General features: G+C 68.8%; 26 protein-coding genes and 1 tRNA gene. 10 read left to right on the top strand and 17 right to left on the bottom strand.

The features are described from left to right. The coding region (locus tag Q333_RS17860; RefSeq protein WP_211249722.1) for a hypothetical protein at positions 1–318 on the top strand (318 nt) is incomplete at its 5' end. Between the two features lie 19 nt (positions 319–337). Continuing rightward, positions 338–2,728 (top strand): putative bifunctional diguanylate cyclase/phosphodiesterase, encoded by a 2,391-nt coding sequence (locus Q333_RS17170; RefSeq protein ID WP_084176210.1) that lies wholly within the window; start codon positions 338–340, stop codon positions 2,726–2,728. A 98-nt stretch (positions 2,729–2,826) separates the two neighbouring features. On the opposite strand, the gene Q333_RS0116055 is transcribed toward Q333_RS17170, so the two are convergent. Both Q333_RS0116055 and Q333_RS18005 read right to left on the bottom strand, forming a co-directional pair. Next, positions 2,827–3,246 (bottom strand): tyrosine-type recombinase/integrase, encoded by a 420-nt coding sequence (locus tag Q333_RS0116055; protein WP_084176212.1) that lies wholly within the window; start codon positions 3,244–3,246, stop codon positions 2,827–2,829. A 559-nt stretch (positions 3,247–3,805) separates the two neighbouring features. Then, positions 3,806–4,579 carry a glutaredoxin family protein gene (locus Q333_RS18005; protein ID WP_029418269.1) on the bottom strand — a complete coding sequence of 258 codons (774 nt, stop codon included), beginning with the start codon at positions 4,577–4,579 and terminating at the stop codon, positions 3,806–3,808. 68 nt (positions 4,580–4,647) lie between these two features. Between Q333_RS18005 and Q333_RS0116065 the strand changes: the two genes are divergently transcribed. Next, positions 4,648–5,061 carry a MerR family transcriptional regulator gene (locus Q333_RS0116065; protein WP_029418270.1) on the top strand — a complete coding sequence of 138 codons (414 nt, stop codon included), beginning with the start codon at positions 4,648–4,650 and terminating at the stop codon, positions 5,059–5,061. Between the two features lie 3 nt (positions 5,062–5,064). Here Q333_RS0116065 and Q333_RS0116070 read toward each other — a convergent pair whose 3' ends face one another. From Q333_RS0116070 to Q333_RS0116085, 4 genes are read right to left on the bottom strand one after another with little or no spacing between them, the layout of a single operon-like run. Further along, positions 5,065–5,520: a DUF411 domain-containing protein gene (locus Q333_RS0116070; RefSeq protein WP_029418271.1), complete on the bottom strand. Its 456-nt coding sequence runs from the start codon at positions 5,518–5,520 to the stop codon at positions 5,065–5,067. Then, a complete protein-coding gene (locus Q333_RS0116075) occupies positions 5,520–5,924 on the bottom strand; it encodes a copper resistance protein CopC (RefSeq protein ID WP_029418272.1) in 405 nt (134 codons plus the stop codon). The genes Q333_RS0116070 and Q333_RS0116075 overlap by 1 nt, the downstream gene beginning before the upstream one ends. Positions 5,925–5,935: 11 nt before the next feature. Continuing rightward, the gene (locus Q333_RS0116080; protein ID WP_029418273.1) at positions 5,936–7,009 is read right to left on the bottom strand and encodes a copper resistance protein B; all 1,074 of its coding nucleotides are present in this window, start codon (positions 7,007–7,009) and stop codon (positions 5,936–5,938) included. Next, on the bottom strand, positions 7,006–8,802 hold the full coding sequence (locus Q333_RS0116085) for a copper resistance system multicopper oxidase (protein WP_029418274.1): 1,797 nt from the start codon (positions 8,800–8,802) through the stop codon (positions 7,006–7,008). Before Q333_RS0116085 ends, Q333_RS0116080 begins: the two co-directional genes overlap by 4 nt. 115 nt (positions 8,803–8,917) lie before the next feature. On the opposite strand from Q333_RS0116085, the gene Q333_RS0116090 reads away from it, so the two are divergent. Beyond that, positions 8,918–9,397 (top strand): DUF4440 domain-containing protein, encoded by a 480-nt coding sequence (locus Q333_RS0116090; RefSeq protein ID WP_029418275.1) that lies wholly within the window; start codon positions 8,918–8,920, stop codon positions 9,395–9,397. Between the two features lie 3 nt (positions 9,398–9,400). Here Q333_RS0116090 and copD read toward each other — a convergent pair whose 3' ends face one another. From copD to hemC, 5 genes are all read right to left on the bottom strand, one after another. Beyond that, positions 9,401–10,309 (bottom strand): copper homeostasis membrane protein CopD, encoded by a 909-nt coding sequence (gene copD, locus Q333_RS0116095; RefSeq protein WP_051651388.1) that lies wholly within the window; start codon positions 10,307–10,309, stop codon positions 9,401–9,403. Between the two features lies 1 nt (position 10,310). Next, complete coding sequence (gene copC / locus Q333_RS0116100) at positions 10,311–10,676, bottom strand: copper homeostasis periplasmic binding protein CopC (protein WP_029418277.1); 366 nt, start codon at positions 10,674–10,676, stop codon at positions 10,311–10,313. A 245-nt stretch (positions 10,677–10,921) separates the two neighbouring features. After that, positions 10,922–10,997, bottom strand: a tRNA-Thr gene (locus Q333_RS0116105). Between the two features lie 42 nt (positions 10,998–11,039). Then, positions 11,040–11,705 carry a uroporphyrinogen-III synthase gene (locus Q333_RS0116110; protein ID WP_029418278.1) on the bottom strand — a complete coding sequence of 222 codons (666 nt, stop codon included), beginning with the start codon at positions 11,703–11,705 and terminating at the stop codon, positions 11,040–11,042. 10 nt (positions 11,706–11,715) lie between these two features. Continuing rightward, positions 11,716–12,648: a hydroxymethylbilane synthase gene (gene hemC / locus Q333_RS0116115; protein ID WP_029418279.1), complete on the bottom strand. Its 933-nt coding sequence runs from the start codon at positions 12,646–12,648 to the stop codon at positions 11,716–11,718. Between the two features lie 107 nt (positions 12,649–12,755). On the opposite strand from hemC, the gene tsaD reads away from it, so the two are divergent. Genes tsaD through Q333_RS0116130 form a run of 3 tightly spaced genes read left to right on the top strand, consistent with a single transcriptional unit; the run spans position 12,756 to position 15,227 of the window. Further along, a complete protein-coding gene (gene tsaD / locus Q333_RS0116120; RefSeq protein WP_035294648.1) occupies positions 12,756–13,832 on the top strand; it encodes a tRNA (adenosine(37)-N6)-threonylcarbamoyltransferase complex transferase subunit TsaD in 1,077 nt (358 codons plus the stop codon). A 22-nt stretch (positions 13,833–13,854) separates the two neighbouring features. After that, a complete protein-coding gene (locus tag Q333_RS0116125) occupies positions 13,855–14,853 on the top strand; it encodes an NAD(P)H-dependent glycerol-3-phosphate dehydrogenase (protein WP_029418281.1) in 999 nt (332 codons plus the stop codon). Continuing rightward, positions 14,850–15,227: a Rieske (2Fe-2S) protein gene (locus Q333_RS0116130; protein ID WP_029418282.1), complete on the top strand. Its 378-nt coding sequence runs from the start codon at positions 14,850–14,852 to the stop codon at positions 15,225–15,227. Before Q333_RS0116125 ends, Q333_RS0116130 begins: the two co-directional genes overlap by 4 nt. Position 15,228: 1 nt before the next feature. On the opposite strand, the gene Q333_RS0116135 is transcribed toward Q333_RS0116130, so the two are convergent. Both Q333_RS0116135 and Q333_RS0116140 read right to left on the bottom strand, forming a co-directional pair. Beyond that, complete coding sequence (locus Q333_RS0116135) at positions 15,229–15,732, bottom strand: phasin family protein (RefSeq protein ID WP_084176217.1); 504 nt, start codon at positions 15,730–15,732, stop codon at positions 15,229–15,231. A 23-nt stretch (positions 15,733–15,755) separates the two neighbouring features. Beyond that, positions 15,756–16,508 (bottom strand): creatininase family protein, encoded by a 753-nt coding sequence (locus Q333_RS0116140; protein WP_029418284.1) that lies wholly within the window; start codon positions 16,506–16,508, stop codon positions 15,756–15,758. A gap of 103 nt (positions 16,509–16,611) precedes the next feature. Here Q333_RS0116140 and Q333_RS0116145 point away from each other — a divergent pair, with 103 nt between their 5' ends. Beyond that, positions 16,612–17,892 carry a flavin monoamine oxidase family protein gene (locus Q333_RS0116145; RefSeq protein ID WP_029418285.1) on the top strand — a complete coding sequence of 427 codons (1,281 nt, stop codon included), beginning with the start codon at positions 16,612–16,614 and terminating at the stop codon, positions 17,890–17,892. Then, the gene (gene nth / locus Q333_RS0116150; RefSeq protein ID WP_084176219.1) at positions 17,889–18,740 is read left to right on the top strand and encodes an endonuclease III; all 852 of its coding nucleotides are present in this window, start codon (positions 17,889–17,891) and stop codon (positions 18,738–18,740) included. The genes Q333_RS0116145 and nth overlap by 4 nt, the downstream gene beginning before the upstream one ends. On the opposite strand, the gene Q333_RS0116155 is transcribed toward nth, so the two are convergent. Beyond that, entirely contained in the window at positions 18,650–19,543 is an 894-nt protein-coding gene (locus tag Q333_RS0116155) for an ATP-grasp domain-containing protein (RefSeq protein WP_029418287.1), read from the bottom strand. The two genes, nth and Q333_RS0116155, sit on opposite strands and share 91 nt — an antisense overlap. 97 nt (positions 19,544–19,640) lie before the next feature. Here Q333_RS0116155 and Q333_RS0116160 point away from each other — a divergent pair, with 97 nt between their 5' ends. Further along, positions 19,641–20,651, top strand: a complete 1,011-nt coding sequence (locus Q333_RS0116160; protein ID WP_029418288.1) for an adenosine kinase — start codon at positions 19,641–19,643, stop codon at positions 20,649–20,651. Here the strand turns inward: Q333_RS0116160 and Q333_RS0116165 are convergent. The 3 genes from Q333_RS0116165 to Q333_RS0116175 are packed head-to-tail and all read right to left on the bottom strand — an operon-like array spanning position 20,632 to position 22,025. Next, on the bottom strand, positions 20,632–21,192 hold the full coding sequence (locus tag Q333_RS0116165) for a Smr/MutS family protein (protein WP_029418289.1): 561 nt from the start codon (positions 21,190–21,192) through the stop codon (positions 20,632–20,634). The two genes, Q333_RS0116160 and Q333_RS0116165, sit on opposite strands and share 20 nt — an antisense overlap. Positions 21,193–21,195: 3 nt before the next feature. Then, positions 21,196–21,435, bottom strand: a complete 240-nt coding sequence (locus Q333_RS0116170) for a helix-turn-helix domain-containing protein (protein WP_029418290.1) — start codon at positions 21,433–21,435, stop codon at positions 21,196–21,198. A gap of 29 nt (positions 21,436–21,464) precedes the next feature. Beyond that, positions 21,465–22,025, bottom strand: coding sequence for a DUF2975 domain-containing protein (locus tag Q333_RS0116175; protein WP_029418291.1), 561 nt, complete (start codon positions 22,023–22,025; stop codon positions 21,465–21,467). Positions 22,026–22,236 lie beyond the last annotated feature (211 nt).

A 22,236-nucleotide genomic window follows, 5' to 3' on the forward strand; every position in this document is an offset into this window, starting at 1 on the left:
CCCGGCAACGGTGGTGGTAACCCTGGAACCGGCAGCAACCCCGGCAACGGTGGGGGAGAGCCCGGCACCGGCGGCAATCCCGGCAACGGTGGGGGCGACCCCGGCACCGGCGGCAATCCCGGCAACGGTGGGGGCGACCCCGGCACCGGCGGCAATCCCGGCAACAGTGGGGGCGACCCCGGCACCGGTGGCAACCCGGGCAACGGCGGTGGCAACGCGGGTACCGGCGGTAATCCCGGTAATGGTGGCGGCAACCCGGGCGGCGGTGGGGGCAATCCTGGCGGTGGCGGCGGAAACCCCGGCGGCGGTCCCAACTAGGGACAGTGGAGGATAGGCCTTGATCGCCAGCGCACTGAATCTCTGGAAAAAGGTCTGGGCGCGGAACCTGATTGGCTCCGCGCTCATCCTCGTCAGCATTGCTCTAGCCTCTTGGTTAGGACTGCTGCGACCGATTGATGACGTCTTCAATGGCCTTCGGTTTCAACTGGTCGAACGGCCGGCAAGCGAAGGTCTGGTGATCGTCGAGATCGATTCGCACAGCCTGGAACAGGCGGGTGTCTGGCCATGGGAACGGGAGCGTTACGCGCAGGCGATCGACCGCCTGACACAGTCCGGGGCCAGCCTCGTTGCCTTCGACGTCGACTTCAGCGCGGCCTCGGACACTGAATCCGACGCCGCCATGGCCGCGGCGATCTCTCGTCACCCCGGCCAAGTGACCTTGGGTGCCTTCCGACAACTCAGCAGCCAAGGCGCCCGCGACCCGCGCGTGGTCCAGAATCTGCCGCTTCCCATGTTCCGACAGGATGCGCTGATCGCGTCGGTCAATGTGCCCGTCGACAGCGATGGGGAAGTTCGCCGCTACAGCTATGCCTCGCCGACAGGCGAGCGAGCGTCTCTGGCAGCCAATCTGGCCGGCGTGGCGCGTCAGGGCAATTTTGCCGTCGACTTCGGCGTGGATCGCGCCACGATCCCCCATCTCAGCTTCGACGACGTCCTGAAAGGACAATTCGATCCGGCCCTGGTCGAAGGCCGCGTGGTCCTGATCGGCGCAACGGCCCTGGAACTCGGGGATGAGTTCGCCACCCCGATCGGACTTCTGCCGGGCGTCGTGATCCACGGACTCGCCTATGAAAGCATCGTCGGCGGCCGCGCGCTCCACACCCTCCCGCTCGGAATCCAGCTGTTGCTGTGTCTCGTCCTTGGGCTCTCACTGCTGCCGCAGCGAGATGGTCGCAGCCTTCAGGGCCTGCTCATCCGGCACGCCATCACGGCGATCTCGATTGCGGTCTTGCCTGTGATGATCCAGGCGGTCACACCCGTCAGCATCAATGTCGCTGCCCTGTTCTGCACCCAGATGCTGTTTGGGGTCTGGGCCACCCGCTCGGAGCTCGCCCGTCGCGGACGCGCGATCATCGAGACCCGCGAGGCGGGCCTGCGTCACATGGCGCTTCACCATGCCGAAACCGAGCTGCCTAACCGGCGCTCCCTGATCGCGCAGCTGGAGAACAGCGAACGATCCTATGGGGGGACCGTGGTGGTGACGGTCGGAATCGACCGCCATGCCGAGATGCGGGGCGTCATCGGGTACAATGTGACGAATCTGGTGATCAAGGAGCTAGCCTACAGACTGACCGCTTTCAGCGGCTCGCCTCTTGTCGCCCACGTCACTTCGTCCGTCCTCGCTTTGTATCAGGCGGGTCTGTCCGAAGATGAGCGTGAGGCCTTGCTGAACCGCCTCCTTCGCATGGAAACCCACTTCGAAGTCGATGGCCACGCCATGGACCTTTTCCTCCGCTTTGGCGTCGCCATGGATGACGATGAGGCCACCGCTTCCGCGGATTTGGTCGAACGAGCGACGCTCGCGCTGGATCGCGCCCGATCGTCCAATGATCGCGTCTGCCTTTACGATCCCGTGGCCTTCGGATCGGCCGAGACCAATCTTGCCCTCATGACTGAAATGACGGCTGCCCTGGGCCAAGGCGAGATCAGCCTCCACTATCAACCTAAGCTGACGCTTGCCGACGGTCGGGTGGCTTCTGTCGAGGCCCTGTGTCGCTGGCGTAGACCAGACGGTCGGTTCGTGCCGCCGGACACTTTTATTCCGATCGCCGAAGAGACTGGGCAGATCCGCGCCTTGACGGAGTGGTCGATCGTTCGCGCGATACAGGATCAGGCGCGGCTGCGAATGCAGGGTCTCGACGTCGCCATCGCCATCAACATTTCCGGCCGCCTGCTTGCGGACGAGGGCTTTCGCGAAAAGGTCCTGCAGTTCGCTTCGTCAGTGGACAGCAATCTGTGCCTGGAGATCACCGAGACCGCGGTGATCGACAATCCGCAGAAAGCGAAAGAAGCCATCGTGGCCTTCCGTGAGTCAGGCCTGAAGATTTCGATCGATGATTACGGCTCCGGTCTGTCGTCCCTTGCCTATCTGAAGATGCTCAACGCTGACGAGCTCAAGATCGACAGATCCTTGGTGGTCGATCTGACCCAAAGCCAACGCGATCGGTTGATCATGAAGTCGACCATCGACCTAGCCCACAGCCTCGGAATGGCCGTTGTGGTTGAAGGCGTGGAGGATGACGCGACCGCAGCCTGTCTCTCGCTCCTCGGGTGCGACACGATCCAGGGCTACTGGCTGTCGAAACCCTTGGCATTCGCAGACCTGTCTGCCTTCCTAAACGATCGTCTGTCCCAGGACAGCGACCAAGGGCACCTGGCAGTCGCCTGAGACCAAGGAACCGAGCCGGCCGGGTTAAGCGCGCTGCGAAAAAAATAAAGCCCCCGCCCCGCGAACCAGCCGAAGCCAGCGCGCGGGGCGGGGTAGAGTCACGGGTTCTGTTTGGCTGCCCCGGCCTCGACGGCCCTCAGCAGGGTGTCGTTGGCGAGGCGGGCGTAGCGCTGGGTCGACTGGTAGCTGGCGTGGCCCAGGACCTTACCGACAGCGAACAGATCCACGCCCGAGTTGACCATGAACGAGGCCGCAAAGTGCCTGAGGTCGTGCAGGCGCAGCCCCGGCAGCTTGGCGTCCCGGATCGCCTTCTGCCAGCCGTTCTTGATCGAGTTGAACGGCTTCTTGGTGTCGGGGTTCGGAAGGAGGTAAGGGCAGCCCTTGAAGCGGGGAAGCTGCTCGATGATGGCCACCGCAGCCGACGAGAGAGGCACGTAGCAAGGCTTGGCCGTCTTGGACGTCGGAATGAGCCAGGACCGCCGCTCCAGATCGACGTTCTCCCACTTTGCATCCAGCAGCTCGCGAGCTACAGCCCATCAAGCGGACACTTTAATGTCCGCCTAGGGCCTGAAGCGGCTCATTGACCATCCCACTGGGCACCGACCCAGCACCCAAGGGGAAGTACCTTCCCGTCGGACCCGACCAGACAACAAAGCTAGAACTGCTCTGGGACAGTGGTGCCGCTTAGGTGACTCGAACACCTGACCCCCTCATTACGAAATCAGCTTACAAGTCAGATCCGGCCCATGCCCCGCAAGGGGTTGAGAGGCAACATCGATCGTGAGCTCATCGCCCCCAGCCCCTTCCCAGACCGGCCGGACGGGCAGTTTTTTGGCGCCTCCCAATCTAACGGCCTCCAGCTGGGCGGGCCTCGGACTTCGACCTGCGCCATACCTGCAAGAAGGTTGTAGCGGGCGTCAGCAGACACTGCTTCGGCGAAGCACTAGTCGCCTTTACGGCGGACCGAGCCAGCGGCTGCGCTGGGCGGAAAGGAGAATCGAAGGCGAAGCCTTCCGCCGGTCCGCAACGCCTCAACTACGGACCTGCGGAGCTCTCCTAACGGAGACCTCCGCATGGTCACATCACCATCGCCCTACCGCCTTGACCAACCTCCATCGCCACCATCCATACCGCCATGGCGATCATCATCAGGTTCTCCGTCAGCGACAGGAAGCCCAGTGGCACATTGCTGTCGCCGCCGACGCAGGCGCACTTCAGCTGGCGCTTGTCGATATAGACGGCCTTGAACACCGAGGCCGCGCCGATGCCGCCGATGAACAGGGCGATCGGAACCGACAGCCAGGTCAGCACGCCCGCCAGCATCAGGGCGCCCGCCCCAAACTCTGCGAAGGGGTAGATCTTGCCGTAGGGGACCCACCGCTTCGCCAAGAGGTCGTAGTTCAGGAACATGGTCGAGAAGCTCTCGATGTTCTGCAGCTTGAGCATGGCCAGCGCCATCATCGACAGGGCGATGAACCACTCGCCGGCCTGAACCGTCAGGGGCGTGCCGTGGACCGTCAGGCTCAGCATTGCGGCCATCACGGCGGTGGTGAGGAACACCACCAGCACGGGGGTGTAAGTCAGGGCCTTGGGGTCGCGGACCTTCAGGCCGAGGAACCGGCGCAGGTCGTCGTGGCCGCCGATGCGCTGGCCGTCGATGAAGACCTGGGGTGTCGTGGTCACGCCGTGCTCGGCCTTGAAGGCGTCCACCGCCTCGCGGGTGGTCAGCCAGCGGTCATCGACGGGGTAGCCCCGGCTTTTCAGCAGATGACGCGCCTTGAGACCCCAGGGACAGGTGTGGCCGGGCATGACCATCCGATAGAGGACGGCGATTCGGGACGGGTTGGACATAGAGCGCTCCTTGGCTTGGCAATCCAGAGCGGCGACCCTAGGTTCCGTACCAGAGTACGGAGTCAATCATGAAGGTTCGAACGATCGCGGGCCTGGCGCGCGAGGGCGGCGTGGGCGTGGAGACGATCCGCTTCTACCAGCGGCGCGGCCTGATGCCGAAGCCCGAGCGGTGGTCCTCAAGCGGCGTGGGCGAAGGTATTCGCCGGTATGGCGATGAGGATGTGCGGCGGTTGAAGTTCATCCGTTCGGCCCAGACGGCGGGTTTCACTCTGGAGCAGATCCGGGAGCTGCTCTCGCTGGACGCCGGCGAAGATCGCGAGCGCGCCCGTGCCCTAGCGGCCGAACGGCTGGAGGCGCTCGATCGGACCATCGCCGATCTGGAGCAGGCGCGGGCGGGTCTGCGCCGGCTGGCCGGTGCCTGCGCGTCGAAGGCGGCCGGGCCCTGCCCGATCATCGCGGCCTTCCAGGGCGAGGCCGCCTGAGGCTCAGGCCCCGTTGTGGCGGCCGAAGATCGTCGCCTCGCCGGCGTAGTTGATCAGCAGGGTGACATAGGGCTGGCGGCCTGCGGCCTCCATGCCGGGGGATCCGGCGGGCATGCCGGGCGCGGCGAGCGCTACCGCCGTCGGCCGCTCGCGCAGCAGGCGTTCAACGTCGGCGGCGGGCACATGGCCCTCGATCGCATATGCACCGACCAGGGCGGTGTGGCAGCCGGCATAGCGATCCGGCACGCCATATCGCGCGCGGATCGGGGCGAGGTCCTCGCGCTCGATCACCTCCACTGTCCAGCCGGCCGTGCGCATGTGCGCCACCCAGCCGTCGCAGCATCCGCACCACGGCGTCTTGTAGGTGGTCATCCGCCGATCCTGGGCGAGGACCGGCCTCGCAGCGGTCGCGGCAACCACCCCCGCCAGCAGGGCGCGTCGGGTCTGGGTTCCGATCATCAGTGCACCATGAAGCGGACGGCGCCGGTCATGGCGTGGCCGTCCCCGCCTTCGGCGGTCCAGTTCAGAACGTAGTTGCCGGGCCGGAGCGTCGGCAGCTCGGCCGACACTCGCGTGGTCGCAGCGGCGGCCGCGACCGGGACCGACACGGCCTCGCCGCCCTCGGCCTGCACCGAGACGGTCTTCAAGGTCATCGGGTGCGGGAAGGTCGCGGTGAACCAGTCGGGCGGGCCGTCGGTCATGGCACCGTCGGCCGGGCTGGTGACGACGCCGTGGGCGGCGTGGTCGCCGGATGCGGACTGGCCCTGGCCCGCATGCGCCCCATGGCCGGCGTGGGCGTCCTGTGCGGGAGCGGGCGCGGCGACGAACAGGCCGGCGACGACGAGGGGAAGAAGCGCGCGCATATCGATACTCCTCAGAACCAGGCCTTCAGGCCGATGACGAACCGGGTGTGCTCGGGCTCTCCGCCCGCCACCCGGGTGAAGTCTGCTGTGTCTCCGAGCTCCCGGCTCCATTCCACGCCGACATAAGGCGCGAACTCCTTGGCGATTTCATAGCGCAGTCGCACGCCGGCCTCGACATGGGTGAACCCCGAACCCAGACCGAGCTCCCGCACGTCCGCCGCTGAGGCCTCGACCTCGACGCGCGGCTGCAGGATCAGCCGCTGAGTGATGCGTTGGTCGTATTCGGCCTCGACCCGCGCGGTCAGGTCGCCCTCGGTCGACAGGAAGGCGGCGGCGTCGACCTCCCACCAGTAGGGGGCCAGGCCCTGAAGCCCGAGCACCAGATGGGTCGGGTCCTCGCCGTCGTCGCGGAAGTCCTGGCGCACGCCGCCCTGCACGTCCCAGAAGGGCGAGATGGCGCGGCTGTAGAGCGCCTGGACCTCGCCCTCGGCCTCGCCGTCGAAGTCGCCTTCGCCCTCGGACTTCCACCAGAAGCGGTTGATGTCGCCGCCGGTCCAGCCCGCCACGTCCCAGGTCCAGCCCTCCTCGCCGTCGTCGAAGCCGACCTCGAGCCGGTCCACGATGACGGCGGTGGCGCGCACGTCGCCGTTCTCGCGCCTCAGGATGTCGCGGGCGCCGGCCATCTGGTCCGCGCCCCAGATGGCGTCGGCGGCATGGGCCGGGCCGGACAGGGCGGCGGGCGGCAGGGGCGGTTGCCTCGGACGGCCCTCGTCATCCGCGCTGGTCGGCACGTCGGGCGGACCTCCGACGGATTGGCCGCCCATGTCGTGGCCCGCGTGGGGGTCGCTCTGAGCCGGCATCGCATGAGCGGCGTGAGGGTAAGCGGTCGGCGCCGGCGCGCTCATGTCGTGGCCGGCATGCGGATCGGCGGCCTGAGCCGGCGCGGGCATGGCGTGTCCCGCATGCGGATCAGCCGCCGGAGCCTGCGTCGGCCGGGCGGGCGTCGCATGATGGCTGTGGTCCTGGGCGGCCGCCGCTCCGGCGACCAGCAGCAGGGGGGCGAGCGCGGTCATCAAGCGGATCATGCCGCGTCTCCATCCAGCGGGCGGACGGTGACGACGTTGAACATGCCCGCGTGCATGTGCATCAGCATGTGGCAGTGGAAAGCCCAGTCGCCCGGCGCGTCCGCCGTCAGGTCGAAGGTCACCTTGGACCCCGGCGCGACATTGACCGTGTGCTTCAGCGGCTGATGCCCCGGCGGGCCGCCCGTCACCAGCTCGAAGAAGTGGCCGTGTAGGTGGATCGGGTGGGCCATCATGGTGTCGTTGACCAGGGTCACGCGCACCCGTTCGTTCCGCTCGAAGCGGATCGGCTCGACGATCTCGGAGAATTTGCGACCGTCGAAGCCCCACATGAACCGTTCCATGTTTCCGGTCAGGTGGATTTCCAGCGCGCGGGACGGCGGCCTCTGGTCCTTGTTGGGGGCAAGCGACACCAGATCAGTGTAGACCAGCACCCGGTGCGGCATGTCTTCCAGCCCCATGGGCTGCTCGCCCAGTCGGTTGGCCGGGTCCGACGAGATCATGTCCACCCCGACGCCGACCGCCATGCCGGCGGGGGCGTTGTCCGGGTTGCGCATGTCGTGGGCCATGCCCTCGTGACCCATGGCGGCGTGGTCGACCGGCGCGTCGGCAGGCTCTCCGTGACCCATGGCGGAATGATCCATTCCGTGACCCATGGCCGAATGGTCCATCCCGGCCATGCCCCCCATGCCCATGTCGCGCATGGTCAGGGTCGGCACCTGACGCAGCGGCGGAACCTCGGCGGTCATGCCCAGACGGGGCGCCAGCGTCGCCCGCGCCATGCCGGAGCGATCCACGGACTCGGCGACGAGGGTATAGGCGCGGTCCTCGGCCGGTCGGACGACGACGTCATAGGTCTCGGCGACCGAAATCTGGAACTCGTCGGTCTCGACCGGGCGCACGTTCTCTCCGTCGGCGTTGACGACCGTCATCGCCAGACCCGGAATGCGCACATTGAAGATCGACATGGCCGAGGCGTTGATCACCCTCAGCCGCACCCGCTCTCCCGGCCGGAACAGGCCGGTCCAGTTCTCGGCCGGGCCATGACCATTGACCAGATAGGTGTAGGTCGTGCCGTTGACGTCGGCGATGTCGCGCGGGTCCATCCGCATCTGACCCCACATCCGGCGGTCGGCCAGCGACATGCCGTCCTCGCCGGAGAGCAGGCCCGACAGTGTGGTGCGCGACTGATTGAAATAGCCGGGGCTCTTCTTCAGCCGGTCCAGGATTTCGTGCGGATGCAGGAGGCTCCAGTCCGACAGGACGATCACGTGCTCGCGGTCGTAGGCCACCGGATCGGCCCCTGCCGGGTCGATGATCAGCGGCCCGTAGTGGCCCATCGCCTCCTGCAGGTTGGAGTGGCTGTGGTACCAGAAGGTGCCCGACTGGATGATCGGGAACTCGTACTCGAACGTCTCGCCCGGCCGGATCCCGGGGAAGCTGACGCCCGGCACGCCGTCCATGTGGAAGGGCAACAGCACGCCGTGCCAGTGGATCGAGGTGTCTTCATCCAGGGTGTTGGTCACCGACAGGCGCGCCGTCTGGCCTTCGCGCAGTCGGATCAGCGGCGCAGGCAGGGTCCCGTTGACGGTGATCGCATGACCGGTCCGCCCGCCGACCGTGAACAGCGAATGGCCGACGCTCAGCCGCACGTCCGGCCCGTCCAACGTCGGCAGATCGGCGCGCAGGCCCGGTGATCCGCTCTGCGCCCAGACGGGCAGCAGGCCCTGCACCGCCCAGGCTGTCGCTGCGCCGCCCAATCCCTTCAGAAGTCCGCGGCGATTTCGATCGATCATGAAGCGAGGTCTCGATTCCATAGGCGCAGACTTGCACTGCGTACATTGGTACAGAGTCAACGATGCGACCTGCGACCGACTGTCTCCTCACCCCTACTACCGTTCGGAGCCGATGATGACCCGCCTGATCCTCGCCGCCCTTCTGGGCCTCGTCGCCGTGCCGGCCTCGGCGCATGACCGTCCGGTCGCCCCGGCGATCGCCCAGGCGGCCGACGCCGCCACAGCCCCTGCCATCGCCGTGGTCGAGGCCTTCCACGCCGCGCTCGGCGCGGGCGACGCCGACGCCGTCCTGGCGCTGCTGGCAGAGGACGTCGTGGTCCTGGAAACCGGCGGCGCGGAACGCTCGCGCGAGGAGTATGCTGGTCATCACCTGCCCGCCGACATGGCCTTCGCCGCCGCCACGACCGACGAAGTCACGCGCCGCGCGGCCTGGATCGAAGGCGACGTGGCCTGGGTGCTGACCGAAGGCCGAACAACGGGCACCTTCAACGAGCGGCCGGTCAACAGCGTGAACGCCGAGACCATGATCCTGCATCGCTCGGCCGACGGCTGGCGCATCCGCCACATCCACTGGTCGTCGCGGAACGCGCGCTGATCCTCACATTGAGGCGGGCGGCATCTGCACGCCCATGGCCGCGACAACCCCGAGCAGGGCGATCCCAGCCGCCAGCTCGAGGCCGATGCTGACACGCAAACTCCGCAAGGGGTCCGCAGGATCGCCCCCGTCCCGGACGGCGCGCTCCAGCGCCGGCGTCAGGGTGTAGCGATTGTGCGACGCCAGCCAGATCATCAGCACGAAAAATCCGATCTTGGCCAACAGCAACTGGCCCCACACAGAGGCGGCGAGGCTGGCGGACCCTTCGACGCCCACCAGAAATGCGGTGTTAACCATCCCGCTCAGTGCCAGCGTCAGGACCGCCACGGTCCCCACGGTCCCGAAGCCTGCCAGCGACCTTGCCGCGCCCTCGACATCCTGCTCATCGCGGCGCCCGAACATGAGGCAAAAGCCTGCCAAGGCTCCGACCCAGACGGCAGCCGCCAAGACATGGACGATGTCGGCCACCAGGTGGATCACCCCGGCCGGGCCCTCGCTGGAGGCCCCGTGTCCGCTCCAGGCGAAGCTGGCGGCGGCCCCGGCAAAGGCGACGACGGCCACCACCGTAAGCGTCTTGCGCCGGCTCGCCGCCAGCAGCAGCGAGACCGCTGCAACGGCCAGTCCGGCGCGAGCGACATGGGCCATTCCCAGGCTGGTGGACTGCACGACATAGCCCACCGCGTTCGCGTCCAGCGCCGCCGCCCAGCCCCCCGCCATCATGGCGGTCTGGGCCAGCAGTCCGCCGATGGCCCCGAGCGCCAGCGACAGTCCGGCGATGACGGCCGTCCGGATCTGAACGGCATGTCCGGACGCCGTCGGCGCATACATCCTGAACAGTGGCAGCCCCATCGCCACGACGGCGGCGGCGAACTGCAGCCACCGCAGGCCAACGACGGTCAGGTCGATCGACAACTCAGCGGACGGTGAAGTTGTAGGTTCCGGTCATGCGGTGCCCGTCGGCCGCCGCGATCGCCCAGGTCACCCGATAGGTCCCGGCGGGCAGAGGTGCCGTATAGGTCCCACCGAGGGTCCGCCCGTCTTCGGATACTGTCCTAGTCAGGTCGACTGAGCGCCCCCGGCTGTCCTCAACCGTCACGGTCGAGAAGGGCGCGGCGAACCGTTCGCTGAACGTCAGGCTGATGCCGCGGGGAGCGCTCACCGTTGCGCCGCTGGCGGGCGTCGCCGACACCAGTCGGGCGTGCGCTACGGCCGGAGATGTCGCCGCGAACGCCCAGGCGATCATCGCTAGCGAGATCATGCGGTTAAGGGACGTGAACATTGAGGCCTTTCGTGAGGTGCCGGGCATCCGGTTCCAGCATAATCAATGGCTATTGTGGAAGCTTGCTGACCAGCCGTCGATACCACGACGGCCTCGCACATTCCGACAAGCGGACATTCTCGACGTCTTCAAAGAGCCAGAAGCGGTCTGATGGCCGTCCCACTGGGCACCCACCCAGCACCCAAGCGGAAGTGATTTCCGACCTGACCTTGCCGGACACCAAGGCTAGAACTGCTCTGGAAAGGTGGTGCCGCTTAGGTGACTCGAACACCTGACCCCCTCATTACGAATGAGGTGCTCTACCAGCTGAGCTAAAGCGGCCTGCCAGCGGGGCGGACTGCGCCCGGCGACGGAAGCGGCTCTTTATACGGCGGGCCCCGGCTTGCCAAGGGCCGCCAGGAGGGTGTCCTCAGTGGGGGCGGCGGCGATGCGGACCTCGGCGAAGCCGAGCGGAGCGAGCGGCGCGGCGGCCGCCTCGGAGATGGCGCAGGCGAGGCGATCTGCGACGTCCGGCGCGGCGGAAGCGAGGGCGCGGGCGGCGCGGGGGCTGTGGATCAGGACGGCGTCCCAGGGCTCGGTCGGACCAGCGTCTGTCTCGACGGTTTCATAGACGCGGACGGTGCGAACCTGGGCCGTGTCGCCGACGAGGGCGGCGAGGTCTCCGGCGGGCTGAGCGGCGGCGATGTGGAGCAGGGTCAGGCCCTGGCCGTCGGCGCGGATCAGGGCCGCCAGCGCGGTCAGGTCGCCATCAGCGGAGCGGACGGAGGAGAAACCCGCCTCGCTCGCCGCGCCGGCGGTGGCGTCGCCGACGGTGAACACGCGGTGGTCGCGCGCGAGGCTCAGGGTCGTGAAGGCCGCCACGGCGTTGATGCTGGTGAAGACAAGGGCGTCGACACCGACCAGGTCGATCTCGGCGTGCAAGGGCCGCACCTTCAGCAGAGGCGCGATCACCGGCGTGAAGCCCAGTGCGGTCAACCGGGCGGCGGTGGCCTCGGCGCCGGGGCGGGCACGGGTGATCCAGACCTTCATGGCCTGATGATCAAACGGCGACCCTCTGGTCCCCCGCCGCCGCGTGAACCTGGCCACCCAGCTCCAGACCGAGCGTCCGGGCGCGGTCCTCGGCGTCCGGGCCGGTCAGATCGATGTGGCCCGAGCGGCGCCAGCGGGCCGAGCCGTCGGGGGCCAGCATCTCGGTGGTCAGGGACAGGGTGCTGCCGGCCACCGTGGCGTGGGCGCCGACCGCCGTGCGGCACGAGCCTTCCAGTGCCGTCATGGCGCCCCGCTCGGCGGCGACGGCGAGGCGCGTGTCGCGGTCATCGAGCGCCCGGACCCAGTCGTGATTGGTGTCGCCTTCGCGCGTCTGCAGGGCGAGCGCGCCCTGGCCCGGCGCGGGGAGGAAGGCGTCGAGCGACAGATAGCCCCGGACGGACTCAGCCCGGCCCAGCCGGTTCAGGCCGGACGCCGCCAGCAGGATGGCGTCGAAATCGCCCTCGGCCGCGCGGCGCAGGCGGGTGTCGATGTTGCCCCTCAGCATCTCGATCTGAAGGTCGGGCCTTAGCGTCAGCGCCTGGGCCTGGCGCCGCAGCGAGGCCGTGCCGAGCCGACCGCCGTGCGGCAGGGCCTCCAGCGTGTCGAAGTCGCGGCTGATGAAGGCGTCCCGCGCATCCTCGCGTTCGGGGATGGCGGCGATGGTCAGGCCGGGGGGCTGTTCGGCCGGGACGTCCTTCATGGAATGCACCGCGATGTCGACGCGGCCGTCGAGAAGGGCTTCCTCGATCTCCTTGGTGAACAGGGCCTTGCCGCCGACCTCCATCAGGCGCCGGTCCTGGATCTGGTCGCCGGTGGTGACGATCTCGACCAGCACCACCTCCTCGATGGGCAGGCTCATGGCGGCGGCGATGGCCCGCTGCATCATGCCGGACTGGGCCAGGGCGAGAGCGGAGCGGCGGGTGCCGATACGGATGGTGGGCATTCGGGTCCGTTGCGTCAGGGGGACCGGGTCGTTACCTGACGCCGGTGGAGAACTCTTACGACCTTAGCAGCGAAGCCGCCGCCGGGAAGGCGTTTTCGGATCAGTCTCTGACCGTCCTCGGGATCGAGACGAGCTGCGACGAGACGGCAGCCTCGGTCGTGCGCCTGTCGCCGGACGGGTCGGCCGAGGTTCTGTCCTCCATCATCCACAGCCAGATCGAGGACCATCAGGCCTATGGCGGCGTGGTGCCCGAGATCGCGGCGCGCAGCCATGTCGAGATGATCGAGGGCGTCGCCGCCCGCACCATGACCGAGGCGGGGCTGGGCTATGGCGAACTGGACGGCGTCGGCGCGACGGCCGGGCCGGGGCTGGTCGGCGGGGTCATGGTGGGCCTGGGCTTCGGCAAGGCGGTGGCTCTGGCCCGGGGCCTGCCGTTCGTGGCGGTGAACCATCTGGAGGGCCATGCGGTCTCGGCGCGTTTGGGCGCGCGGGTGGATTATCCCTTCCTGCTGCTGCTGGTCTCGGGCGGGCACTGCCAGCTGCTGGAGGTGCGCGGCATCGGCGACATGAGCCGGCTGGGCACCACCATCGACGACGCGGCCGGCGAAGCCTTCGACAAGATCGCCAAGGCCATGGGGTTGGGATATCCGGGCGGACCGGCGCTGGAGCGGCTCGCGGCGGCGGCTTGCGACGGGTCGCGCTTTGAGCTGCCGAGGGCGCTGCTGGGCCGCAAGGACTGCGACTTCTCCTTCTCGGGCCTGAAGACGGCGGCCTCGCGCATCGCCCAGACCCTGACGAGCGATCAGGACCGAGCCGACCTCGCCGACGCGGTCCAGACCGCCATCGCGCGCCAGCTGTCCGAGCGGTCGGATCGGGCGATGGCGGACTATGCCGAGCGGCATCAGGCGCGGACCCTCGTGGTCGCGGGCGGGGTCGCGGCCAACGGGTCCGTGCGGCGGGTGCTGGAGGAGACGGCGGCGCGGCGCGGGTTCGGCTTCATCGCGCCGCCGATGGCCTATTGCACCGACAACGCGGCCATGATCGCGCTTGCCGGAGCCGAGCGGTTGCGGCTCGGTCTGGTCTCCGACATCGACGCGCCAGCGCGGCCGCGATGGCCGCTGGACGAAGCGCGGGCGATCGCCGACCCTGTCCATCGGACGGGGCGCAAGGGGGCCAAGGCCTGAGCCCGCTAGCCAGGAATCAACGATGGAATTTCGCAAGGCGGGGGTAATCGGCGCGGGCGCCTGGGGCACAGCCCTGGCCCAGGTCTGCGCGCGGGCCGGGCTGGAGACCGTGCTTCAGGCGCGCGAGCCGGAGGTCGTCGAGAGCATCCGCGCGCGCCGGGTCAACGAGGCCTTCCTGCCGGGCGTGGAGCTGGAGCCGGGCATCTCGGTGACGCCGGAGTTCGCGGACCTGTCGGATTGCGACCTGATCCTTGCCGTGCCGCCAGCCCAGTTCATGCGCTCGACACTGGCGGCCTTCGCGCCCCACGCGCGGGCCGATACGCCGATCCTGCTGTGCTCCAAGGGCATCGAGCGGGGGTCGCTGAAGCTGATGACCCAAGTGCTGGCCGAAACCATTCCCGCCGCCCCAGCCGCCGTCCTGTCCGGACCCAGCTTCGCTGCCGATGTGTCGCGCGGCCTACCGACCGCCGTGACCCTGGCCTGCGAGGACGCCGCGATGGGCGAAGAGCTGATGTGGACCCTGTCGGCGCCGGGGTTCCGGCCCTATCTGGCGACCGACCTGATCGGGGCCGAGGTCGGCGGCGCGATCAAGAACGTTCTGGCCATCGCCTGCGGCCTTTCGGAAGGGCGCAGCCTTGGCCGCAGCGCCCATGCGGCCCTGATCACCCGGGGCTTCGCCGAGATGACGCGGCTGGGCGTGGCGCTGGGCGCCGAGCCGCAGACGGTGGCGGGGCTGTGCGGCCTGGGCGACCTAGTGCTGACCTGCTCCAGCCCTCAGTCGAGGAACATGAGCCTGGGTCTCGCGCTTGGTCAGGGCCAGACGGTGGAGCAGGCGCTTGCGGGCAAGCGGTCGGTGGCCGAGGGCTATGAGAGCGCGCCGGCCGTCCGCGAACTGGCGGGGCGAGCCGGAGTCGAGATGCCGATCTGCGAGGGCGTCGCGGCCCTGCTCGCCGGAGAGACGACGGTCGACGGCCTGATCGACGCCCTTCTGTCGCGGCCGCTGAAATCCGAGCAGGGATGAGCGACGCCCCGCCCACGGAGCGCAAGCGCGTCTGGACCACGCCGCCCGGCGTCGCGCTGTGCCCGCTCGATGACATCCCCGAGCCGGGCTCTCGCGGCTTCGTGCTCCAGATCGGCGAGGCCTTCTTCCACGGCTTCGTGGTACGAAAGGACGGCGAGGTCGCGGGCTGGATCGATCGCTGTCCGCACGCGGGTTTTCCCATCGCGGTCGAGCTGGATCGCTATCTGACGCCGGACGGAAGCCAGATCCTGTGCGGCTGGCACGGGGCGGTGTTCGAACCTCTGACTGGGGCCTGCGTCGGCGGCCCCTGCGCGGGTGGGAAACTGACCCCGTGGCCAGTCCGTGTCGAAGGCGGCGTGATCCGGACGGCCTAGGCTATTTCTTCAGCCGCCGGGCGTTGGCGGTCGCGGCGGCGTGGATCGGCTTCAGGGCCTCGGCCTGGGCTTTCAGCAGTTCGGCGTTGACGCTGAGCGCCTGGCTCGAAGCGCGGCTCCACCAGCCCATGGCCCAGGACATCTGGGCCGACAGGGCGGCCTGCGGGGTCCGTGCGCTCGCCATCGCCGAGGCGGCGCGGGCGGCGTGACCCATCTCCTGCATCGCTGAGGCTGAGGCACGCGCGGTCAGGTCGCCCATGGCGCCCGCCAGAGCCGTGGCGGACGCCCCCATGGCCTCCAGCTTCTCGGTGCCCATGAGTGACATCTCGCGGATGTCGGCCTTCATGGGGTCGGCCAGGCCGTCGGCGAGGATGGTCATGCGCGCTGCGATGACCTCGGACGCGGCCCGCATCATCTCCGCCCCGTTCGCGGCATGTGTCGCGGCGCCTCGAGCCGTGGCGGCCGCCTTGCGAGCCGCACGGCCCGCTCTCGTCGTCTTCGTCATGCCCCAGCCCTGCGCCCGTTTCGTCAGCCCGGCAAGACCTCGGCGGAGAAGTCGGCGACGTCCTTGAGCAGGGCGGCTGCCGCCGCGTCGATGATCCTCTGGCCTTTTTCCGGGCTGGCCTGAGCTGGGTCGGAGCCGATGCGGCCGTCGGGGAAGCGGGCGCGGTAGTCGAGCGCATCCCGGATCGGGCCGCTGGGCGCGATCTTCGGCGAATAGTCGGCCGTCTTGATGCGGTCGGGATAGGCGGCTTGGGTCACTGCGATCTCGGACGGGGTGGCGTGCATGCCATGGCCGGCCGGGAAAATGGAATTGCACAAACCGTTCACGCCCGGCAGGTCCCACCAGTTCCGCAGCTTGAGCACATAGGGGCAGGGCTCCTCGGCGAAGGACCACTCGGCATAGAGCTCCGAGAAGGTCGCCTCGATGGTCGAGACGTTCCCGCCATGGCCGTTCAGGAAATAGATGCGCTCGAAGCCGTGGCGGCTGAGCGAGCTGACCCAGTCGGTGATCGCGGCCATGAAGGTCGAGGGGCGAAGGCTGATGGTGCCGGCGAACGCCAGATGGTGTTGGGCCATGCCGATGTTGAAGGTCGGGGCGACGATCAGGCTCTCGTCGGCCTTTTCCGCCGCGTGGGCGATGATCTCGGGGCACATCCAGTCGGTGCCCAGAAGGCCTGTCGGCCCATGCTGCTCGTTGGAGCCGATCGGCACGACCACGGTCTTCGTCGATTTCAGACGGGCGTCGATTTCGGGCCAGGACGAATAGGCGATCAGCATGGGATACTCTCGGGGCCGTTGACAGGCCGCCTTCCTACGCCCGTCCGCCCCGCGGCGTCGATGCCGACTTGCGCCTGGCGGGCGAAACCGCATCTATCTCGGCGTGACCGCCCTTCCCGCCTCCATCGACGTCGCCGTGATCGGAGCGGGGGCCGCCGGCATCGCCGCGGCGCGGGCCTTGGTGAGCGCAGGCGTCACGGTCGTCGTGCTGGAGGCGCGGGACCGGGTCGGTGGGCGGGCGCATACGGTCGGCTGGCAGGGCCACGGGCTCGATCTGGGCTGCGGCTGGCTTCATTCGGCCGATGAGAACCCATTGGCGGAGCGGGTCGAGCCGCTGGGCCTGACGCTGGACAAGACCCGCCCGCCCTGGCGGACCCAGGCCTTCAACCTGGGCCTGACGCCCGACGAGCAACAGGCCTTCCGCGATGCGTTCGACGTCTTCGACGAACGGGTGTCCGAGGCCGCCGGGCGGGGCGAGGATCGGCCCGCCGCCGACCTGTTCGTACCCGACGATCGCTGGAACGCGCGAATGGACGCCATCTCCGGGGCCCTGAACGGAGCCCGGTTCGCCGAGGTCTCGACGCTGGATTACGACGCCTACCGCGACACAGGCGTGAACTGGCGCGTTGTCGAGGGCTATGGCGCGCTGATTGAGCGACTGGGGCAGGGGCTGCCCGTCGTTCTGGACTGCGCGGTCCAGCGCTTAGACCGGCGAGGACCGACCCTGAAGATCGAGACAACGCGAGGCGTGGTCGAGGCGCGCGCCTGCGTCCTGACCCTGCCGACCTCGGTGCTGGCGGCGGAGGCCGTGCGGTTCGACCCGCCTCTGCCGGACCTGATCGAGGCAGCGGCGGGCGCGCCCCTTGGCCTGGCGTCAAAACTGCACATGGCGGTCGCCGGGGCCGAGGATTTTCCGCCCGACAGCCAGTTGTGGGGTCGGACCGACACCGCCTCGACCGGCGGCTATCACCTGCGCCCCTTCGGACGGCCGATGATCGAGGGCTATTTCGGCGGAGACCTGGCCTGGGGGCTGGAAGCGGAGGGCGAGGCGGCCTTCTTCGACTTCGCGGCGACCGAGCTGTCGGACCTGCTGGGGTCGAGCTTCAGGAAGCGGCTGGAACCCGTCGCCGTGTCGATGTGGGGCGCGGATCCCTGGTCGCGCGGGGCCTATTCCCACGTCCTGCCGGGACAGGGCGACACGGCGACGGGCGCGCGGGCACGGCTCCGTCGACCGGCGGAGGATCGCATCTTCGTCGCGGGCGAGGCGACCTCGGCCGACTTCTACGGCACGGCGCACGGAGCCTGGATCGAGGGCGAGCGGGCGGCGGTGGAGGCGCTGACGCAACTGGGCATCAAGGTTCGATCGGTCGAGGTCGGGGAATGAAGACCCCCGCTTCCAAAGCGCCGGCCAAGGCCAGGGCCCGCAAGCCCACCGCCAAGCGACCGACCGCGCCGCCCGCCCGCAAGGCCGCCTCCGTCATGACCGGCGCGCCCGTGCCCGTCTTCGCCTGGCCGCCGGACGAGGATCGGGTGGAGGAGATCTTCGAGCGTCTGTCCCGCGTCATGCCCGAGCCTAAAACCGAGCTGCGATTCCAGGACCCTTACACCCTGGTCGTCGCCGTCGCCCTGTCCGCCCAGGCGACTGATGTCTCGGTCAACAAGGCGACGGACAAGCTGTTCGCCGTCGCCTCGACGCCCCAGGCCATGCTGGCGCTCGGGGAAGAGGGGCTGGTCCCCTACATCGCCTCGATCGGTCTCTACCGGAACAAGGCGAAGAACGTCATCGCGTTAAGCCGCATCATCCAGGACCGGCACGGCGGAACCACGCCGCTGAACCGGGCCGATCTCCAGGCCCTGCCGGGCGTGGGGCGCAAGACCGCGAGCGTGGTCCTGAACGAACTCGGCATCGAACCGGCCATCGCGGTGGACACCCATGTGTTCCGCGTCTCCCACCGGCTGGGGCTGGCGAACGCCGCGACCGCTGACAAGGTCGAGGACCAGCTGCACGCCGTGGTGCCCGAGGCGTTCTTGGCCAAGGCGCACCACTGGCTGATCCTGCACGGCCGCTACACCTGCACGGCGCGAAAGCCGAACTGCGCCGGGTGTGTGATCTCGGACCTGTGTCCGTCGCGGGGCTTCCTCTACGCGGCAGAGGCGACCGCTGAATCCTCGACGAGCGCGGCGGCGCCCTCGGCGAAGAGGCAGCCCCGGTCGGGGGCCTCGGACAGGTAGAAGTCCGGCTCGATCAGTTCGGCCTCCATCAGGAGCCATCGGCCCTCGTGCTGGACCACGTCGATGCGGGCGTAGAGGAGGTCCTCCTCGACGACGCTGAGGACCTGTCGGGCCAAGGCGAGGGCGGCGGCCGGCGGCTCAGCCACTGTCTGGTAGCGGCCGCCGAACTGGGACTGGATGCGGAAGTCGCCCGGCGCAGCGGTCTTCAAGACGGCGTGGCTGAGACGGCCGCCGAAGAAGAGGAGCGACAGCTCTCCCGCCCTGGCGAGGTCGGGCAGGAAAGGCTGGATCATGGCCGAACCCTCGGGCGCGTCGACGACGGGCTCGCCGCGCGCGACCTTCAGCGTCTTCCAGGCGCCGCCGGAGACCGTCGGCTTGAGGATCAGGGTGTCGGTCTCGAACCGGTCGAAAGCGGCGGCGATCTCGGCGTCGGTGACGCCCTGGGTCCAGACCGTCGGAGGGATCGCGACGCCTTCGGCCTCAAAGCGGCGGAGGTAGGTCTTGTCGGAGTTCCAGGCCAGGACCGAGGCCGGGTTGGCGATGCGGACGCCGGCCTGCGCCCAGGTCTGCGTCGCCTGGAGCCAGCGGGTGTGGTGCTGGTGATACCCCCACGTCAGCAGCGGCAGGACCAGCGGGAAGTCCAGCAGCAGCGAGGCGTCGTCGACATGGTCGAGCCAGGCGAGAGGCCGGACCGTCAGGTCCGCCAGCGCCAGGGCGGCGGCCAGACGCTCCATCACCTCGGGCCAGTGCGGGCCATAGGTTCCATCGTCGGCGGCGGGGGTGAGGACGGCGATCTCTGTCATCTCAGTCTCAAAAACATATAAGGACATCCTTATATGATTGTCCGGCGAGGGCAAGCAGGGCTGGCGCGCCGCGCGGGCGGCGGCTAAGGGGCGCCGCATGACCCAGACCGCCTCCTACGACATCTGCGCCGTCGGCAACGCCATCGTCGACGTGCTCGCGCCCTGCAATCCGCAATTTCTGGCCGATCAAGGGTTGACGCCCGGCTCCATGCAGCTGGTCGACGAGGCCCAGAGCGCCGCCCTCTATGTCGCCATGGCGGCGGGGGTGGAGGCGTCCGGCGGCTCGGCCGGCAACACGGTCGCCGGGGTCGGTTCGTTCGGCGGTCGGGCGGCCTACATCGGCAAGGTGGCGGCCGATCCCCTGGGTGAGATCTTCGCCCATGACATCCGGGCGGCGGGCGTCCACTTCGACACCCCGGCGCTCGAAGGCGGCGCGGGCACCGGCCGCTGCCTGATCAACGTCACGCCCGACGGACAGAGAACCATGTGCACCTTCCTCGGCGCCGCCAACCAGCTGACGGTCGCGGATGTGGACGAGGCCCTGATTGGCGACAGCGCCATCGTCTACCTCGAAGGCTACCTGTTCGATCCGGCGCCCGCGCGGGCGGCGTTCGAGGCGGCGGCCAAGGCGGCGCATGACGCAGGCCGCAAGGTCGCGATCACCCTGTCGGACGCCTTCGTGGTGGGTCGCTGGCGGGCGGAGCTGCTGGCCTTCATCGAGGCCTCCGCGGACATCGTCCTGGCCAACGAGGTCGAGCTTCTGGCCCTGTTCGAGACCGAGGATTTCGACGAGGCGGCCGAGCGGCTGGCGCGGATCGTCGAGGTCGCGGCCGTGACCCGGGGCGAGCACGGGTCCGTGGTCATCCGAGGCGCCGAGCGGGCGGTGGTCCAGGCCTTCTCGGTGGACCGCGTCGTGGACACCACGGGCGCGGGCGACCAATATGCGGCGGGCTTCCTGCTCGGTCTGGCGCGCGGTCTGTCGCTGGCGGACGCCGGCGCGCTTGGCTCTCTGGCGGCGGCGGAGGTGATCGGCCACTGGGGTCCGCGCCCCATGACGTCCCTGCACGAGCTGGCCGAGCAGAAGGGGCTCAGGCTCCACGCCGCCTGAGGGTGACGTAGAATGCCCCGTCGCCGCCGTGGCGACGGTGGGCCGAGGCAAAGCCGGACACCACGCCGCGCAAGGCGTGGGACTGGAGCCACTCCTGGATCGAGGCGCGGATCACCCCGCCGCCGCGCCGCCCCTGGCCGGTGACGACCAGAACGGCGCGCAGACCTCGTGCCTGGGCGGAAAGCAGGAAAGCCCGCAATTTGTCCTCGGCCTCGAAGCGTCCGAAGCCGTGGAGGTCAATCGTGGCCTCGATCGGATCCCGCTCGCGCGACAGGCGCCGCTGGCGGCGGGGCTCCAGAGCCTCGGGCGCGCCGTGCGCAGGGGTCGGGCGCGGCGCGGCAATCGGGCCGGGAGTGGATTTCGCTGGTCCGGGATGGGGTCGAGGCAGGAAGGCCTGTGACGGATTCACCTCCACTGCCGCCGGCAACTCCATCGCGATCCGCAACGCCTTTCGGACACGGGCGGGCGTGACCGAGCCGGACACGCGCGCCCATAGCCGACGATCCTCGGCGCTCAGGTCAGGCGGTGGGCGGCGTGCCACGCCTCAGGCCTCTTCATCGTCGAGGTCTGGCTCGGGCGGGCCGGGCTCATAGGACAGCAGGTCGCCGGGCTGGCAGTCCAGCTCGCGGCACAGGGCATACAGAGTGGTGAATCGCACCGCCCGCGCCTTGCCGGTCTTCAGGATCGATAGATTGGCGACCGTCACGCCGACGCGATCGGCCAATTCGGTCAGGGACATGCGCCGTTCGACCAGGAGGCGATCCAGTTGCACCTTGATGGCCATCTACAGGTGCCTCCCCGCGCCAGCTTCGCTCATATCGTCAACTCCGATTCCCGCCGGAGGCGTGCGCCCTCGCGGAAGACCTCTGCCAGAACGAAGACGACCAGAACCGAGAAGATAGGCGTCAGAAGCTCGCCGAAGCCTTGCGGTTCCATGACGCCGGGGGCCAGGCGGGCGGCGACGACGCCCTGGGCGACCCATACACCGCCGGTGACGACGGCGAGAATCAGCCCGACCTGGCGCAGCCGGCGCACATTTCCAGGCTGGAAGGGATCACCAATGGTCAGGGTACGAAAGATCAGGCGCAGATTCCTGAGGATCATCAGGAAGCCGCCGAAATAGGCGGTCAGGGCGCCCACTCCGAACAGCAACAGGGGCCGCGTCAACGGTTGCTGGCGGCCACCCTCGTCGTTCGAGACGGTGATGTTGAGATTGGCGATCGGAATGAAGACGGAGGTGAGCAGCAGAAGCAGCAGAACCGCCGTGATGATCATCAGCAGCACATAGGCCACGTCCAGCGCGATCTTCAGCAGGCTGGAGACAGAACCGGGCCCCAGGGTGCGAAACGGAGCCTTGACGCCGATGCGAGGCATTTTCGGAAGCAGCGGCACCGTGCGCGCGGGGCTCTTTCGTTCGGTCGTCGGCCGGTCGGCAGTCATCGGCGATCTCTCGCCGGAAGGTCAGGCCGCGATGGCCGCGCGGGGTCCGGCGAACCCCGACGCGGCTCTATAGATCGCGTTCCTGGTCAATGGTCAAAGCGCCTTCTTGGGTGCCGCTGGCGCTCGGCTCGCGGAGCCTCGCTTC

This window comes from Brevundimonas bacteroides DSM 4726 (assembly GCF_000701445.1).
GTDB classification, from domain to species: Bacteria; Pseudomonadota; Alphaproteobacteria; order Caulobacterales; family Caulobacteraceae; genus Brevundimonas; species Brevundimonas bacteroides.